Origin of the sequence: Pusillimonas sp. ANT_WB101, from assembly GCF_008369125.1 — a bacterium.
In the GTDB taxonomy this organism is placed as follows: Bacteria; Pseudomonadota; Gammaproteobacteria; order Burkholderiales; family Burkholderiaceae_B; genus Allopusillimonas.
Map to the genome: position 1 here is coordinate 232867 of NZ_VOAY01000004.1, position 16333 is coordinate 249199.

The 16333-nt window shown below is 56.9% G+C and carries 11 protein-coding genes; 7 read left to right on the forward strand and 4 right to left on the reverse strand.

The genetic code is table 11. The features are described from left to right. Positions 1–423: 423 nt before the first annotated feature. Positions 424–6189, reverse strand: a complete 5766-nt coding sequence (gene uvrA / locus FQ179_RS17250) for an excinuclease ABC subunit UvrA (protein WP_149398559.1) — start codon at positions 6187–6189, stop codon at positions 424–426. Between the two features lie 191 nt (positions 6190–6380). On the opposite strand from uvrA, the gene FQ179_RS22800 reads away from it, so the two are divergent. Both FQ179_RS22800 and FQ179_RS17255 read left to right on the forward strand, forming a co-directional pair. Next, positions 6381–6509: a hypothetical protein gene (locus FQ179_RS22800; protein ID WP_255475044.1), complete on the forward strand. Its 129-nt coding sequence runs from the start codon at positions 6381–6383 to the stop codon at positions 6507–6509. A 251-nt stretch (positions 6510–6760) separates the two neighbouring features. Further along, positions 6761–7687, forward strand: coding sequence for a glycosyltransferase family 2 protein (locus FQ179_RS17255; RefSeq protein WP_149398560.1), 927 nt, complete (start codon positions 6761–6763; stop codon positions 7685–7687). Between the two features lie 152 nt (positions 7688–7839). Here FQ179_RS17255 and FQ179_RS17260 read toward each other — a convergent pair whose 3' ends face one another. Both FQ179_RS17260 and FQ179_RS17265 read right to left on the reverse strand, forming a co-directional pair. After that, positions 7840–9027, reverse strand: coding sequence for an acyl-CoA dehydrogenase family protein (locus FQ179_RS17260; protein WP_149398561.1), 1188 nt, complete (start codon positions 9025–9027; stop codon positions 7840–7842). Between the two features lie 21 nt (positions 9028–9048). Beyond that, positions 9049–10020 (reverse strand): ThiF family adenylyltransferase, encoded by a 972-nt coding sequence (locus FQ179_RS17265; protein ID WP_149398562.1) that lies wholly within the window; start codon positions 10018–10020, stop codon positions 9049–9051. A gap of 343 nt (positions 10021–10363) precedes the next feature. Between FQ179_RS17265 and FQ179_RS17270 the strand changes: the two genes are divergently transcribed. Genes FQ179_RS17270 through purU form a run of 5 tightly spaced genes read left to right on the forward strand, consistent with a single transcriptional unit; the run spans position 10364 to position 14260 of the window. After that, on the forward strand, positions 10364–11005 hold the full coding sequence (locus FQ179_RS17270) for a gamma-glutamylcyclotransferase (RefSeq protein ID WP_149398563.1): 642 nt from the start codon (positions 10364–10366) through the stop codon (positions 11003–11005). Positions 11006–11064: 59 nt separating this feature from the next. Continuing rightward, positions 11065–11694 carry a pyridoxamine 5'-phosphate oxidase gene (gene pdxH, locus FQ179_RS17275; protein ID WP_149398564.1) on the forward strand — a complete coding sequence of 210 codons (630 nt, stop codon included), beginning with the start codon at positions 11065–11067 and terminating at the stop codon, positions 11692–11694. A 14-nt stretch (positions 11695–11708) separates the two neighbouring features. Next, positions 11709–12239 carry a flavin reductase family protein gene (locus tag FQ179_RS17280; RefSeq protein ID WP_149398565.1) on the forward strand — a complete coding sequence of 177 codons (531 nt, stop codon included), beginning with the start codon at positions 11709–11711 and terminating at the stop codon, positions 12237–12239. A 33-nt stretch (positions 12240–12272) separates the two neighbouring features. After that, positions 12273–13391, forward strand: a complete 1119-nt coding sequence (locus FQ179_RS17285) for an NAD(P)/FAD-dependent oxidoreductase (protein ID WP_149398566.1) — start codon at positions 12273–12275, stop codon at positions 13389–13391. Between the two features lie 20 nt (positions 13392–13411). Next, positions 13412–14260, forward strand: coding sequence for a formyltetrahydrofolate deformylase (purU, locus tag FQ179_RS17290; protein WP_149398567.1), 849 nt, complete (start codon positions 13412–13414; stop codon positions 14258–14260). On the opposite strand, the gene ggt is transcribed toward purU, so the two are convergent. Continuing rightward, positions 14257–16116 (reverse strand): gamma-glutamyltransferase, encoded by a 1860-nt coding sequence (ggt, locus tag FQ179_RS17295; protein WP_370459890.1) that lies wholly within the window; start codon positions 16114–16116, stop codon positions 14257–14259. The two genes, purU and ggt, sit on opposite strands and share 4 nt — an antisense overlap. Positions 16117–16333: the final 217 nt, after the last annotated feature.

Genomic DNA, 16333 nt, shown 5'->3' on the forward strand with positions numbered 1-16333 from the left:
GTAGCCATTACATTAGCCTCTGCTGCTGCCCCTGCAGTGGCCTGAGCAGATGCCGCGAGCCGCGTATGTATACCCGCTGTCTTTAGCGCGCCAGAGCCTGCCCTGGCATGTTCAGGCATGCTGTTGGCAATCGCTGCCGAACCAAGCCCCTGCCATACTGGAACAGGTTCGGCTTCCTGGTACACCAATGCCGTCAGCCTGGGCTTGTTGCTGACCCCAGACAAGGGGTCGCCAGCCACGCCACACATGCTGCCGGGCTCCAGCCACTCACCCAGTTCATAGTCAAGCAATAGCGCGACCCAACAGCCACGTGCCTGCGCATCGGCAATATCGCGAAATGCGGCATCAAGCCCCGACGCCGACGTAACTGCAATGCGATGGCTAAATTGCTTTAGCTCGAGCGCCTTACCCTCAAGGCGATTTTCAAAGCGGCACAGCATCTGGCTTTACCTCGTTCGCCTGCTGGCCGGCTTTAAGAAACCGGACCAGTGCCTCGCCCGTATGTGATACCGGGCTTCGGGCAATAACATCCTCGGGGGTACCCTGCACAACCAGGTGGCCACCGCCTGTGCCGCCTTCAGGGCCCAAATCGACCACCCAATCGGCCTCGGCAATAATGTCAAGATTGTGCTCAATAACCACTACGGTGTTGCCGGCCTCGACCAAACGGTGCAGTACGTTGATCAACTTTTCGACATCGGCGCCAGAGAGCCCAACCGTAGGTTCATCCAGCACGTACAAGGTGTGCGGCAGGCGCGACGCGCGCCCGGTCTTGACCACCCCTTCATCCATGCGCGCTTTGGCCAGCTCTGTGACCAGCTTGATGCGCTGCGCCTCACCCCCCGATAGAGTGGGCGAAGGCTGGCCCAGTGTCAGATACCCCAAGCCTACATCTTGCATCAGCTGCAAAATACGTGAAATTCTTGAATGGGCACTGAAAAAGCCGACGGCTTCATCCACTTCCATTTTAAGCACTTCGCCCGCGCTTTTTTCACGCCATGTAACGTTAAGCGTGTCGCGGCTAAAGCGTTCACCGTGGCATGCATCGCACAGCACTTTGACGTCGGGCAGAAAACTCATTTCTATGGTGCGCATGCCCTGTCCTTCACACACCGGGCAACGGCCATCGCCCGTGTTAAAGGAAAAGCGCGTCGCCGACCAGCCTCGCACGCGCGCTTCACGCGTACCGGCAAAGAGCTTGCGCACATCATCCCAAAAGCCGACATAGGTGGCAGGACAAGAGCGGGGCGTTTTGCCGATGGGTGTCTGGTCGACCTCTAGCACACGATCAACCTGCTCCCAGCCTTTAACCTCAACGCATCCCTTCCAGACAGGCACCTTACGTTGCGACACTGCCAACGCAATATTGTCGAGCAATACTTCACGCGCCAGCGTAGATTTGCCCGAGCCTGAAACGCCTGTGATAACACTGAGACGACCAACCGGGATACGTGCGTTGACGTTATGCAGATTATGCATATGAGCACCCAGCACTTCGATAACCGGGGTTTCCTTGTCGACAGTGCGTCGGCCATTCATGGGGTGCTGCAATGGATGTTTCAGAAAGCGGCCGGTCACTGACGCCGGGTTGTCCATAAGATCTTGCGCTGTACCCTGCGCTACCACCATGCCGCCACGCACACCGGCACCCGGGCCTATATCAATAATGTGGGAGGCTCGCCGTATGGTGTCTTCATCGTGCTCAACCACCACCAGCGTATTGCCATTACGCTCGAGCGTAGCCAGCGCGTTCAGAAGAATTTGGTTGTCACGCGCATGCAGACCGATGGTTGGCTCGTCCAGCACGTAACACACGCCCTGAAGATTGGAACCCAACTGTGCCGCCAGGCGGATTCGTTGCGCCTCACCGCCCGACAGCGTGGGTGCGGCGCGGTCCAGCGCCAGATAGCCCAAGCCAACTTCTTGCATGAAATTAAGTCGCCCCTGCACCTCGGTCAGAATATCGCGGGCAATTTCGGCCTCGCGACCACGCGCCACCAGGCCGGTAAAGAAAGACTGTGCATCAGAGACAGGCATGGATGCCAGCTGGGCTATAGAGCGGTCACGCCATAAAAAGGCCCGCGAAACCGGATTGAGGCGCTCGCCGTGACAGGCCCGGCACGGCTCAGTCTGCCCTTCATAACCGGCATTCCACGCACTTTCTTCACCCGTCTGTTCCTCATCAAACCCTGAAAGCTGCAGCCCTGTACCGAAACAGCTCGTGCACCAACCATGTTTGGAGTTGTATGAAAACATGCGTGGATCAGGCTCAGGAAAGCTTGTGCCACAACACGGACACGCACGCTTGACTGAAAACTGGTGATACTGCGCTGATACGCCCAGGCCTGCTTCACGGCGTAGCTCCAGCGATAAAGTGTGATTGTCAGTAAGGTCAACCAGTATGCCCATGGTGCCATGCCCGTGCTCAAGCGCACTGCGAATCGCCGTGCGCAGGCCTAGTTCGTCATTTGAGTCGACCAGCAGATCGGCTACAGGAAGCTCTATCGTATGTTCTTTATAACGATCAAGACGGGGCCATGGCGCGACGGCAATAAACTCACCATCAACGCGCAAATGGGTATAACCCTTGCCTGCGGCCCATTTGGCCAGATCGGTGTAATACCCTTTACGGGCAACCACCAACGGCGCGAGCACACCAATATGCCTGCCTTTATAATCGCGCATAATCTGCGCCACGATTTGTTCCGGCTTTTGCGGTTCGACAGGAACATGGCAGGTAGGACACATCTGGGTGCCCAGTTTTACATAAAGCAGACGCAGAAAATGGTGGATTTCTGTCATGGTGGCCACCGTTGACTTGCGCCCACCACGACTGGTGCGCTGCTCAATGGCCACCGTAGGCGGAATACCGTAAATGGCGTCAACATCAGGCTTGCCTGCTGGCTGCACAATGGCCCGCGCATAGGCGTTTAATGATTCAAGATAACGGCGCTGCCCTTCGTTAAACAAAATATCAAAGGCCAGCGTCGACTTACCCGAGCCTGAAACACCTGTAATGACGGTAAAGGTGTCACGCGGAATGCTGACGTTAATGCCTTTCAGATTGTGCTCACGCGCATTGAGAATATCTATGCTGTGGTTGTCGCGACGACGCCCCAGCGCGGTTTGCAGTGGGGTGCCTGCTTCGGCCCCATACTGGCGCTCAGGCTCGGCAAGCAGACGCGCCGCCTGCGAACGGTCTTCATACACAATGGCTGAGGTGTAATCAGCAAGCGCCTGGCCGGTATGCGACGCGGCATTGGCGGCCAGGTCGTCTGGCGTACCTACGCCCACCACTTCGCCCCCGGCGTCACCCCCCTCAGGCCCCAGATCTATGAGCCAGTCAGCCGCACGGATGACATCCAGATTATGCTCAATGATCAACAATGAATGCCCGGCGGCTAGCAGCTTGCGGAAAGCCTGCATCAGCTTTGCCACATCATCAAAATGCAGCCCGGTGGTAGGCTCATCAAACAAGAACAGGCTGCCCTTCTTTGCCACCCTGGCCGACGAGATGCCGCTGCGGGAGGCAGCCGCCAAATGGCCGGCCAGTTTTAGCCGCTGCGCTTCACCCCCCGACAAGGTGGGCACGGGTTGACCCAGGCGCAGGTATTCGAGGCCGACATCGGCAAGCGGCGCAAGCGCCCACTGCACGTCACGCAGGCCGCTGAAAAACGACAGGGCCTCTGACACCGTCATTTCAAGCACCTGATCAATGGACGCGGTGCGCCCGAGGTGTTCAACCTGCACTTCCAGCACTTCGGGCCTGAAACGCTTGCCGTCGCAGTCAGGGCAGCGCAGGTAAACATCAGACAAAAACTGCATTTCGACGTGCTCAAAGCCCGTGCCACCGCAGGTGGGGCAACGCCCATCGCCAGTATTAAAGCTGAACGTACCGGCGGTATAGCCGCGCTCGCGGGACATCGGCGCCTGTGCAAACAGTTTGCGCACAGAGTCGAATGCGCCAACGTAGCTGGCCGGGTTGGAACGCGCCGTCTTGCCAATAGGCGTTTGATCGACCATAACGACATCGGCCAGCATCTCTACGCCAAGCAGGCGATCAAACTCGCCCGGCGCTTCGGTCGGTTTGCCGTGTTGTTTGAGTATGGCCGGGTAGAGTACATCTTGGATTAGCGTAGATTTGCCTGAGCCCGACACGCCGGTTACACACACCAGGCGACCCAGCGGAATCGACACCGATACATTTTTGAGGTTGTTGGCGCGCGCACCTTCCAGAATAAGTCTGGGTGTATTGGGCGCTACGGGCATGGGCCGCGGGGCCTCGACCCGAAGACGGCCACCCAGATAGTTGCCGGTCAGCGTATCAGCATTGCGCAACTGCGCAGGTGTGCCATCAAATACGATGTTGCCCCCCCGCTCACCCGGCCCGGGGCCCATATCCATAATGCGGTCGGCAGCAATCATTACCTGCGGGTCGTGTTCTACCACGACCAGGGTATTACCGTTGGCCCGCAGTCGGTGCATGACCTCAACCACCCTATGCATGTCGCGCGGGTGCAGACCAATGGAGGGTTCATCCAGTACAAAAAGCGTATTAACCAACGACGTGCCCAGCGCTGTGGTCAGGTTAATGCGCTGCACTTCACCGCCCGACAGGGTGCGGCTTTGGCGGTCAAGCGATAGATAACCCAGCCCCACATCGCACAAAAACTTCAGGCGAGTGCGTACCTCGGAAAGCAGCAAATCAATGGCTGCGTCAATATCAGCCCCAAAGCTGATATCGACGAAATAATCGCGCACACGCTGTATAGGCAGGCGCATGAGGTCATGAATACATAGCCCGGGCAAGGCGTTGAGTTGCTCGCGCGTCCAGGCGGCATGCACTGGCATAAAACGCGGATAGGCATCGTCTTGCTCGCGGTGCACCCCATCGCCCACGCGCCACAGCGTTGCATCGGGCTTGAGCCTCGAACCATTGCAGGTCGGGCAGGGTGTGTAGCTGCGGTATTTGGACAAAAGCACACGCACATGCATTTTGTAGGCGCGTGATTCGAGCCAGTCAAAAAAACGCTGCGCCCCATACCATTGCGTTTTCCAGGCCTGTTGGCCGCCCTTCCAGTCGGGGGTACCGTCAATAACCCAGCGTTTCTCGTCGTCGTCGAGATCTTTCCAGGGGGTGTCAAGACGCACCTTGGCGGCGGGGGCGTAGCGCTCCAGCTCGGCCTGGCACTCTTTGTAGCTATTAGTCTGCCATGGCTTGACCGCGCCCTCACGCAGGGTTTTAGTTTCATCAGGCACGACCAGCCCGTAATCAATGCCCATGACACGACCAAAACCGCGACACGACTCACACGCCCCCAGAGGCGAATTAAACGAAAACGTGCTGGGTAATGGCGGAGTGTATTCAATATCGCACTGCGCGCAATGCAAACGACTACTGAAACGCCATACGGTTTCTTGAGCCGCTTCGTCTCCCGATTCAGGCATGGCATGCACGGCAATGTGCCCGTCACCCTGTTTTAGTGCAGCGTCAAGCGCCTCCATGACGCGCTCTGCCTCAGCAGAGCCGTAGCGGAATCGGTCTTGCACCACATGCAGTACCCGGCGTTGCTCAGGCTTGGGCTTGGCACGCTTGCCTTTGGCCTTTTTGGGCACAGGCGGTGTGTACAGGCGGGTTTCTTCGTGATGAACCCTGGTATAGCCCTGCTGATCGAGAAACCCGCGTACCTCGTCTTCGGTGTAGTTGGCAGGAATGACCACCGGAAAGGTAATGACAAGCCGTGGGTCGTCAGGCTGACTGAGAACCGCCAGTTGCTGACAGATGGATTGTGGGTTGTCACGCCGCACCTGCGTGCCACAGCAACGACAGTACAACCGCCCCAGGCGTGCAAACAGCAGCTTGAAATGATCATTAAGCTCGGTCATGGTGCCCACGGTGCTGCGTGAATTACGCACCGGGTTGACCTGGTCTATGGCAATAGCGGGCAAAATGCCCTCGATGCGCTCGACCTGGGGTTTATCCATACGATCGAGAAACTGTCTCGCATAGGGCGAGAAGGTTTCGACGTAGCGGCGTTGACCCTCGGCGTACAGGGTGTCGAAAGCCAGTGAACTCTTACCCGAGCCTGACACACCAGTAACGACCAGCAGCTCGCCGGTTGTGATGGAGACGTCGAGGTTTTTAAGGTTGTTCTGGCGGGCGCCAAAGATGCGTATCTGTGAACTCATATCGCTATGATAATCGCTCTTTTGGCAATGCTCACCGATTACCTTGATGCCGCATCAACTTGGGCCCACCTGTACCGTTTAAGCTTGACTTTTTGTGGCCCAACACAGTTCTGAGGTAGAATGTTGGGTTAACTGAATTTATGGGCCTTGCACGCCAGCCTGGCCTTTCATGCAAAGACCGGAGAATTATCATGGCAGAAATCAAACGCAACCGTCGCAACACCCTTGAACGCCGTTGCCTGGGCAAGGCTTTCAAGCGTCTTTTTGTGCGCTCGCCCAAAGGCGTGTTCAAAATGCTTGAAAAGGTCAAGCGCGCCTAATCACGACAACGCTCTGGTACTTTGCCAGTGCAATGGGGGGCTAGCCCCCCAAGCGTGATCAGGTCGTACCAGGCAATACTGTATGGTCTCTAGTACAAACAGTCTAAAGACCAAAAATTGGCACATTCACGTTGAATACGTCAGTTTTGCTTGTATCCTGTTGTAAGGTTGGCAAGAAATCCGCAGAACTCCAAACTGCGGGTTTTTTTTCGCCTATCATCACGGCATAGCTGCACATAAAAGAAAATTCTATGTCTATCTGGCGCCATCTTTTTACGGTCGTAACCCCCACATATAATCGTGCGCACACGCTGGAGCGTCTGTACCAGTCGCTGCGCGACCAATCGTTTCAAGACTTTGAATGGGTAATCGTTGATGACGGTTCCACCGACGATACACGCACTATGGTTATGGGCTGGCAGCAAGAAGCCAGTTTCCCCATCCACTATATGTGGCAAAACAACCAGCACAAAAAAACTGCCTTTAACCGTGGTGTGCAGAAAGCCAGCGGTGAGCTGGTCGTGGCCATAGACAGCGACGACAGCCTCGACGCCAACGCGCTGTACAGCATGGCCAGTGCGTGGAACGAAATCCCGCTAAATGAACGAGAGCATTACGTCGCCATTACCGGCCTCTGTGCCCGTCCCGATGGACGTATTGTGGGAGACATGTATCCCAGCGATGTGTTTGACGCCACTTCACTCGACATGACTTTCAAGTACAGGGTCAGGGGGGAAAAATTCGGCTGTCTTCGCACTGACGTGTTGCGCCAGTTTCCGTTTCCGGAAGAAATCGCCGGCTTTGTGCCTGAAAGCCTGGTCTGGCGAGCCATTGCACGTGCTGGCTACCTTACCCGTTTCGTAAATCAGGTGTTCCGGGTGTATTACGACAGCCCCGATTCGCTGTCGCATCAGGGCCGTAACAGCCAGCAACACGCACTGGGGCTGTGGCTGCTGGCCAGAGATACCGTCGTCGAGTGCCTGCCCTGGTTTCGTTATCGTCCCCAGGCGTTTCTGATGGCGGCTGCACGCTACACCAGATTTTCTTTGCACATGCGCGATAACCACCAGGAACAGCCCGACGGCTGGTCACTGAAAGGCTTTGCGCCGCACTTGCTGGTCTGCCTGATGTGGCCAGTAGGCCTATTGCTGTATGTGCGGGATCGGGTGCGAACCTGATGGCCTGCTGAATGTAACCAGCAGGTCTTTTTCTGTATGTGCATCGCCGGGTACGTACTTGATGGTCTGCTGAATGTGGCCAGTAAGTCTTTTGCTGTATGTACGTGGCGGGGTACGAACTTGATTCTGACCCAAGCTGCCGCAACAATCGGCTATTTTGTTGCTTTCAGCAGTTCGCGCGCAATGATCAGTTTTTGAACCTCGGTTGCACCTTCATAAATACGCAAGGCTCGAATATCGCGATAAAGCCTTTCAACCGGCGTATTGCTCACCAGCCCCTGCCCGCCAAACATCTGCAGCACACGGTCTATCACCCACTGGGCAGACTCTGTTGACGCCATCTTAGCCATGGCGGTTTCTGCCGTGGTCGAGCGGCCAACCACGTCACGTGTCCAGGCTGCGCGGTAGGTCAACAGCGCACTTTGATCAATGGCTGTGGCAATATCGCCAAAAGCAGCCTGCGTTAGCTGGAAGTCTGCCAGCGTCTGGCCAAACATTTTTCTGCTGCTGGCCCTGGCCAGACCCTCGGACAGCGCGCGACGAGCAAAACCCAGGGCGGCAGCCGCCACAGAGCAACGGAAAATATCCAGCGTGCGCATGGCCAGCTTAAAGCCCTGCCCTGGCTCGCCCAGCATTTGACCGGCGGGCACACGACAACCATCAAAACGCAGCGTCGCCAGCGGATGGGGTGACATGACGTTAATCTGCGACTCCACACTCAGGCCTGGCGTATCTGCATCGACAACAAAAGCGCTGATGCCGCGCGAGCCTGCATCGACCTCAGTACGCACAAAAACACAATAGAAGTCGGCGATACCGCCATTTGAGATCCAGGTTTTTCTGCCATTCAGCACAAACGCGTCACCGTCTCGCGAGGCCGAGCAGGTTAGGGCCGCCACATCGGAGCCCGCGTCAGGCTCGGAAAGCGCAAATGCGGCAATGGCCTCACCCGTCGCGACGCGGGGAAGATAACGCTGCCTGATGGCTTCACTGCCTGCCAGCGTAATGGCACCCGACCCCAACCCCTGCATGGCGAAGGCAAAATCGGCCAGCGCATCATAGCGCCCTAATGTTTCACGCAAAATACACACGGAGCGAGAGTCAATCTGGGGATAAATACCCCCCAGGCTTAAGACTTCATCAGCATCACCTGATGGAATGCAATACCTGAGCCAACCCGCCTTGCCCAGTTGCGACACCAAGTCTTTGCATGCCTGATTGACGTCAGTATGATCAACCTCACCCAGATTATCGACACACCACTGATTTAACGCTTTAGCCAGTTGGCGATGGGTGTCGTCAAAAAACGGCCACTCCAGCCATGAATCATCGTGATACATAGGTTATCTCCATCGTTGTTTTTATTTGAACCGGCCATGCAATAAGTGATGTATGGCCTCACTGGCGGCAGCCATGCCCATGGGTGCGGTAACCGTAACGGCCGAACCGTAGCCCGCGCACGAAAGGCCCTGCAATGCAGTTGCCTGAGGTGCCAGAGCAGGCAACTCACCAAGCTCAAGGCGCGCCTGCGCGCTGGCTATCTGGTTTTCCGTCTGACTTGCCGCTTCATGTGCCAAATATTCGGGTACTGGCACATTAAGGTCATTTTCCTGGCTGGAAGCCTTGTCGCCTGACACGGAAGCGTTCATGTCTTGCATCCAGGCCGTCGGCAGTATTGCAGGCTGATCAAACCATAAAACCCTCACCCCCATTTTGGGAACGCGGTGTTTGACCTTGCCAGCCTGACTGGCAGCTCGGGGAAATCGATGCAGACGGCGTAACGTGTTGCGCAATTTTGACAGTAAGGCATCGTTTACGGCCGCCGACAAGTCGCCAGCCCTCAACGCCAGTGGGTCAGTTTTGCCGCCCGCGCCCCCACACACCACGACAGGCAGTTTGCGAGTGCGGCATTCCAGTATCATGGCGATCTTGGCGGCTGCCTGATCGGTGCAATCAACGACCAGGTCTACGTCTGCCGCGATAATTGCCGAGACGTTTTCAGGGCTTATGAAGTCATCGATCATATTGAGCCTGCACGCCGGGTTAATGCCGTGCACCCGCTGCCCCATCGCCACCACCTTGGCCTGACCAACTGTTTCGGTCAACGCATGCAGCTGCCGGTTGATATTAGACTCGGCAACATGATCAAGGTCGACCAGGCTAATCGCCCCCACCCCTGAACGCGCCAACGCCTCGGCGCACCACGACCCCACGCCACCAATGCCAGCCACCAGCACATGCGCGCCCTGCAGCCGCGACAGCCCGTCTACCCCGTATAACCGTTCAAGGCCAGCGAAGCGGCGTTGCAAATCAATATTGGTCGCGTCTGTCATGGTGCCTGAAGAAGTGTTTCATAAAAGCCAAATAGGCCTGTTCCGATAGCTGGCCACCCAACTAGGCAGCCAAGACTACGGCGAGCAGCTAAATACACTGCGCTTTGGGTGCATAAAGTGTACACGGGCCCCGTCTTTGTAGAAGCAAACAACCCCAGAGCATATAGGAGTGCCTTAGAATATTGAAGTAGCAAGTAAGTGATGATGCCAGACGCGCCTCGGGTGAGACCTCATCATCACAGCCCGGGCTGTCACTGCATATGCCCGCATCAGGCCTTGCCAGCGGCCGCCCGCAAATTGGGTCAGACGCAGGCAAGTGGTTAATCTACGGAGCCCTCTTGTCGTGAATACCGTTTTTGCTCCCGAACCCGCACTGGCGTCTGCACCAGCGCCCAGTAATTTTCGTCTTCTTACCGAGGCCGAACGCCTTGCGTCACTACAAAGTGCCATGGCCCGGTGGCAACCCGACCAAGACGTGTGGGTATACGGCTATGGTTCGCTGATCTGGCGGCCAGAGTTCGACTACACCGAAAAACGGCTGGCACTGCTGCATGGCTACCACCGTGCGCTATGCCTGTGGTCACGCGTAAACCGCGGAACACCTGACCGCCCTGGCCTGGTGTTCGGTCTTGACACTGGCGGTTCATGCCGTGGTATGGCCTTTCGCATACCTGCACACCAGGTGCCTGCTTCTATGGAGGCCTTGTGGAAGCGCGAAATGCCCAGCGGCGCATATCTGCCACGGTGGATCAACTGCCGCACTGAACAGGGCACGATCACAGCGCTAGTTTTTGCCATTAATCGCCATACAGACGCCTACGTGCGCGGTTTGTCTACCGATCACCTGGCACAAATTGTGCGCAACGCCCATGGAAGCTATGGGCCCTGCGTAGAATACGTACTCGAAACCGCCAACGCGCTCAGGCAGTGCAATATCCAGGATAAACGCCTGCAAGCCCTTGTTCGACACTTACAGCAACACTGATCCCTGCAGACCGTCGTGGCTTGCTAAACTAGGGGTTCACCATTCTGCGTACATTTACCATGTCAGTTGCCGATATTCGCCACAAATACGAAAAATTCGAATTGCTCGAATCTTCTCTGGCCGCAAACCCCTTTGACCAGTTTTCCCTATGGCTGGACGAAGCGTTAAAGGCCAACGTCACTGAGGCCACTGCCATGACGCTGGCCACTGCAACCCCAGAAGGCAGGCCATCTGCACGCATTGTGCTGCTCAAAGGGTTTGATGCACAAGGCATGGTGTTCTTTACCAATTACCTCTCACGCAAAGGCCATGAGCTAGCAAACAACCCCAACGCCAGCCTGCTGTTTTTCTGGCCAGCCCTCGAACGCCAGGTACGCATTGAAGGCGTCATCGAAAAAATACCGGCAGCCGAGTCTGACCAGTATTTTAAAAGTCGTCCGCTCGAGTCACGCATAGGCGCCTGGGTTTCACCCCAAAGCCAGCCCATCAGCCGCGACGAACTCGAAGCACGCACCGCTGCGCTCACGGCATCGCTTGGCGATAACCCTGCACGCCCCGAGCATTGGGGTGGTTATCGTCTGTCGCCCAGTTACTTTGAGTTCTGGCAAGGTCGGCCGTCGCGCTTGCACGATCGTCTGGTGTTCCAACGCGAAAACACACATTGGGCGCTGCGGCGTCTCGCGCCCTAACCGGCCACCCGCTCATGGCCGCTACGCCCCCTATTTTTGACTCCGCCTTTTTCCGATCTGCCTTGGGCCGTTTCGCTACAGGTGTCACCGTCATTACCGCTGAACACCCCGGCAATGCCGGAAACGAGCCTGTGGGCCTCACCATTAGCTCGTTCAACTCGGTGTCGCTTGACCCACCCCTGGTGCTCTGGTCGCTGTCACGCAAAGCGTCTGCATTGCCCTATTTTCTGCATGCTGAGCGCTATGTGATTCATGTGCTGGCAGCCTCACAATTGCATCTGGCCAAACGCTTTGCCAGCGGCCCCCAAAGCGGCCGCTTTAACGATGTGGCGCTTGCACGTGCGCCCGGCGGCACCTTGATGCTGGCCGATAACGACACGGCAGCCTGGTTCGAATGCCATAATCTGACCCACCATGAAGCGGGCGACCATGTGGTGTTCATCGGTCAGGTAGAAAGCTGTGATCGCAGCTTCAGTCAGCCTTTGGTGTACCACGCAGGCGACTTTGACCTTACCCCTTCTACCGAGCCGCTGTCCGATCTCTGACGCGGCTTTCAACTTATCTATGTACGAGAAACAATGGCAGCAGATCTAGACTGCGTGGTGCTCGGAGCTGGCGTTGTCGGCCTGGCTATTGCGCGTGAACTCGCCCTTGCAGGCCGTGAGGTGCTAGTTACCGAGGCAGACTCAAGCATTGGCACCGGCACCAGTTCACGCAACTCAGAAGTCATACACGCCGGTATTTATTACCCTGCGGGCAGCCTCAAGGCAAAACTGTGCGTGGAAGGCAAGCAACTGCTGTACGCCTATTGCGCTGAGCGCGGCATACCGCACAAACGCACAGGCAAACTTATCGTGGCGGCCACGCCCGGGCAAACCGCACAACTAAAGCAGATTGCCGAGCAGGCACGACGCAATGGCGTAGACGATCTGTACCAGATTACCGGTGCGCAGGCGCGCGAACTCGAACCTGCGCTTAGCTGTGACGGGGCACTGGTCTCACCCTCAACAGGCATCATCGACAGCCATGGGCTGATGCTGGCGCTGCAGGGAGATGCCGAAAACCACGGTGCGCAATGCGTTTTTCATACTGTGTTTCGCGACGGGCATATTAACGATACGGGCGAATTCGTATTAACCTTTGGTGACAACGCCGCTGACAGCGCCTCGGCCATGACGCTCAGCGCCAATACCGTCATCAATGCGACGGGTCTGTCGGCGCCAGCCACAGCGCACGCACTGCATGGGCAGCCTGTTGCACACATACCCCCCACGTATTACTGCAAAGGCAGTTACTTTACGCTGTCAGGGCGGGCACCCTTTAGCCGTCTCATCTACCCCATGCCTGACGAAGCAGGCCTGGGCGTACACCTAACGTTAGATCTTGGCGGCCAGGCCAAATTTGGGCCCGACACGCAATGGGTCGACCATGAAAACTACGATATAGACCCTCACCGGGGCGACAGTTTCTACGAAGCCGTGCGCCGCTACTGGCCCGACCTGCCCGATGGCGCACTTAGCCCCGGCTATACCGGCATACGCCCAAAAATCGTTGGCGCAGGTCAGCCTGCAGCTGATTTTGTGATCGCAGGGCCGGCAACCCACGGCGTGAGCAACCTGATTAATCTGTTCGGGATAGAATCTCCCGGCTTAACAGCCTGCCTGGCGATCGCTCGCTCAGCGCTGGCCACGCTGTAACTTACTGCTTAACACTACACATGAACGACTACATTCTTACGCTTTCGTGCCCTGACCGCATTGGCATAGTTCACAACGTAACCGGCTGGCTACTGGGCCTGCATGGCAACATTATTGATGCCCAGCAGTTTGGCGATCTCGAAACCGAGCGGTTCTTCTTGCGTGTACATTTTGCGCTGCCCATTGCCACACCCGTCGACGAGCTTCATGCCTCGTTTGCATCAGTGGCCCACAAATTCGATATGGACGCGCAGATCAATGACGCCCAGCGCAAGGCGCGCCTGCTGCTTTTGGTAAGCAGACAAGGCCACTGCCTGAACGACCTGCTCTTTAGGGCCAATAGCGGCGAACTGCCAGTAGAAGTGGCGGGCGTCGTGTCCAATCATCCTGATTTCAAAGGCATGGCTGAATCCTATGGCATACCTTTTCATTTGTTGCCTGTCAGCGCCGAAAACCGTGCAGAGCAAGAGCAACAGGTTCTTGACCTGGTCGCCAAAGAAAATGTAAACGTTGTCGTGCTGGCGCGTTATATGCAGATTTTGTCCGACAACATGTGTCGCGCGCTGTCTGGCAGGGCCATTAATATTCATCACAGCTTTTTGCCCAGTTTCAAAGGTGCCAAGCCTTATCACCAGGCGCATGCGCGCGGCGTCAAAATTATTGGCGCCACCGCCCACTACGTTACGGCAGCACTTGACGAAGGGCCAATTATTGAGCAAGACATTGAGCGTGTGCACCACGCCATGAGCTCAACCGACCTTACCCGTGTGGGCAGCACCATAGAATCGCGCGTGCTGTCGCGCGCCGTGCGCTGGCACGTGGAACACCGCATTTTGCTCAACGGCCAGCGTACTGTCGTTTTCCGCTAACCCGGCGGGTCACCCATCGATACGCCTTCGCGTCGAGGGTCAGACCCACCTTCCAGACCCTGGGGCGTAATCACCACGCCCTGAAGCCCGCTTGGAAATGCAATTTCGCGCACCTCATGGCCCATTGCACGCAGCGGTGCTACCAATACATGTAGGGCCGTGTCTTTCTCGACCTCGGTAAACCGATTGCGGCTGCCTCGATTGGGCAGGGCAATGGCCTGCTGAATGTTCAGCCCCCAATCGAGTACACCCAGCAAGGTCTTTGCCACAAAGTTGATAATGGCAGCCCCTCCGGGTGATCCGATCGCCATGTAGGGTTTACCGTCCTTGAGCACAATCATGGGCGCCATGGAGCTGCGCGGGCGCTTGCCCGGTTCAACCCGATTGGCCACAGGCTTGCCCTCATCGTCTACACCGCTGAGCGAGAAGTCTGTCAGTTCGTTGTTAAGCAAAAAGCCATCAACAAAGATTTTGCTACCGAACGCGGTTTCTATTGAACTGGTCATGGAAACCACCCCACCATCAGCGTCAACCGCCACCATGTGGCTGGTGGACGGCAGCTCCGGTGAGTTGTCTTGCCCTCTGACCGCCAGCATATTGGCCGGGTCACCCGGTGGCGCACGCCCCATGCTTTGTTGTTTATCGATCAAGCCCGCCCGCAAGGCAAGATATTTTGGATTTAGCATGGCCTGTACTGGCACATGAACAAAATCAGGGTCGGCCACATAAACATCGCGGTCGGCAAAGGCCAGCTTACCCGCCTCAGAAAATAAATGTACGGACGACAGGCTGTCTGGCGCCATGGCCGCGATATCAGTATGAGCGAGTATGCCCAGCATCTGCATAATCGCCAGCGGCCCCGAGCTGGGCGGTGGCATGCCGCACAACTGATAGGCCTTGTAAGGCATGCACAAAGGCTCGCGCTCTTTAGCCTTGTAGGCAGCCAGATCAGCAAGCGTCAGGTCGCCGGGCATAGCATGGCCCCTCACTGCCTCAACGATATCGTGCGCGATGTCGCCCTGATAAAATGCCGATACGCCATCTTGAGCGATCAGGCGCAGGCTGCGTGCCAGTGCGGGGTTTTTCAGGCGATGCCCTGCAGGCCACGGCTGGCCCTGATCATCATAAAAATACGCTGCCGCAGCCGGTTGCTGCGGCAAATACTCATTTTCTTTGAGCAAGGCATGCAGGCGCGGAGACACCTCAAAACCCTGCTCAGCCAGTGCAATGGCCGGCGTGAAAAGCTGTGACCATTGAAGCTGACCGTGCTGCGCATGAACCATGGCCAGCATGGCCAGCACCCCAGGTACTCCGACAGATTTTCCGCTATTTACCGCGTCCCAAAATGGCAGTGGCTTGCCGTCTTTGACAAATCGGTCGTTGCGCGCCGCCAATGGTGCCGTCTCGCGACCATCGTATGCAAGCATGCCCTTTGCAGGGTCATACATGACCAGAAAGGCGCCGCCCCCCAGCCCGGAAGACTGAGGCTCTACCAGTGCAAGCACCATTTGCATGGCGATAGTGGCATCCACGGCATTACCGCCCGCTGCCAGCATGTCGGCACCAGCCCGCGTGGCAAGTGGATTGGCGCTGCTGGCCATGTAATGCGCTGCCCTGACCAATGTCCGCTGGGATACGGCTGTAGCAGACTCAGGGTTGATGTCTTCTTTGAACACCGTAGTTGGCGACACTGCAGTTGGCGACACCACAGCGGGTGAGGGTGAGGCCGGCGACGCCGCCCACGCAGCGGGAAGCAAGAGGGCAAGCATCAGCCCTGCCAGCGCACGCGCTACCGTGCTGCGGCGCCCGGTCACCGCATAAAAGCCCAATCGTGTGTTTTCTCGCCTTGCCTGCATGTGTCTCGCCCTTTATTTCTTGCTTCTCATCCCTTCGCCCACCCTCGGGCCTCTGGCTGTCTCTGACTGTCTTCTGCTATCCCCTGCCTATCCCTGTCTATACCCGTCTGTCCCCGTCTATCCCCGTCTATCCCCATCTATCCCCATCTATCCCCGTCTATCCCCGTCTATTCCAGTCTATTCCAGTCTATCCCCGTCTATTCCAGTCTATTCCAGT

What these genes read in the sequence shown, in the direction of transcription:
- pdxH (WP_149398564.1), top strand. Translation starts at nt 11,065, where the DNA reads ATGTCAGTTGCCGATATTCGCCACAAATACGAAAAATTCGAATTGCTC.
- FQ179_RS17265 (WP_149398562.1), bottom strand. Translation starts at nt 10,020, where the DNA reads ATGACAGACGCGACCAATATTGATTTGCAACGCCGCTTCGCTGGCCTT.
- uvrA (WP_149398559.1), bottom strand. Translation starts at nt 6,189, where the DNA reads ATGAGTTCACAGATACGCATCTTTGGCGCCCGCCAGAACAACCTTAAA.
- purU (WP_149398567.1), top strand. Translation starts at nt 13,412, where the DNA reads ATGAACGACTACATTCTTACGCTTTCGTGCCCTGACCGCATTGGCATA.
- FQ179_RS17285 (WP_149398566.1), top strand. Translation starts at nt 12,273, where the DNA reads ATGGCAGCAGATCTAGACTGCGTGGTGCTCGGAGCTGGCGTTGTCGGC.
- FQ179_RS17255 (WP_149398560.1), top strand. Translation starts at nt 6,761, where the DNA reads ATGTCTATCTGGCGCCATCTTTTTACGGTCGTAACCCCCACATATAAT.
- FQ179_RS17260 (WP_149398561.1), bottom strand. Translation starts at nt 9,027, where the DNA reads ATGTATCACGATGATTCATGGCTGGAGTGGCCGTTTTTTGACGACACC.
- FQ179_RS17280 (WP_149398565.1), top strand. Translation starts at nt 11,709, where the DNA reads ATGGCCGCTACGCCCCCTATTTTTGACTCCGCCTTTTTCCGATCTGCC.
- ggt (WP_370459890.1), bottom strand. Translation starts at nt 16,116, where the DNA reads ATGCAGGCAAGGCGAGAAAACACACGATTGGGCTTTTATGCGGTGACC.
- FQ179_RS22800 (WP_255475044.1), top strand. Translation starts at nt 6,381, where the DNA reads ATGGCAGAAATCAAACGCAACCGTCGCAACACCCTTGAACGCCGTTGC.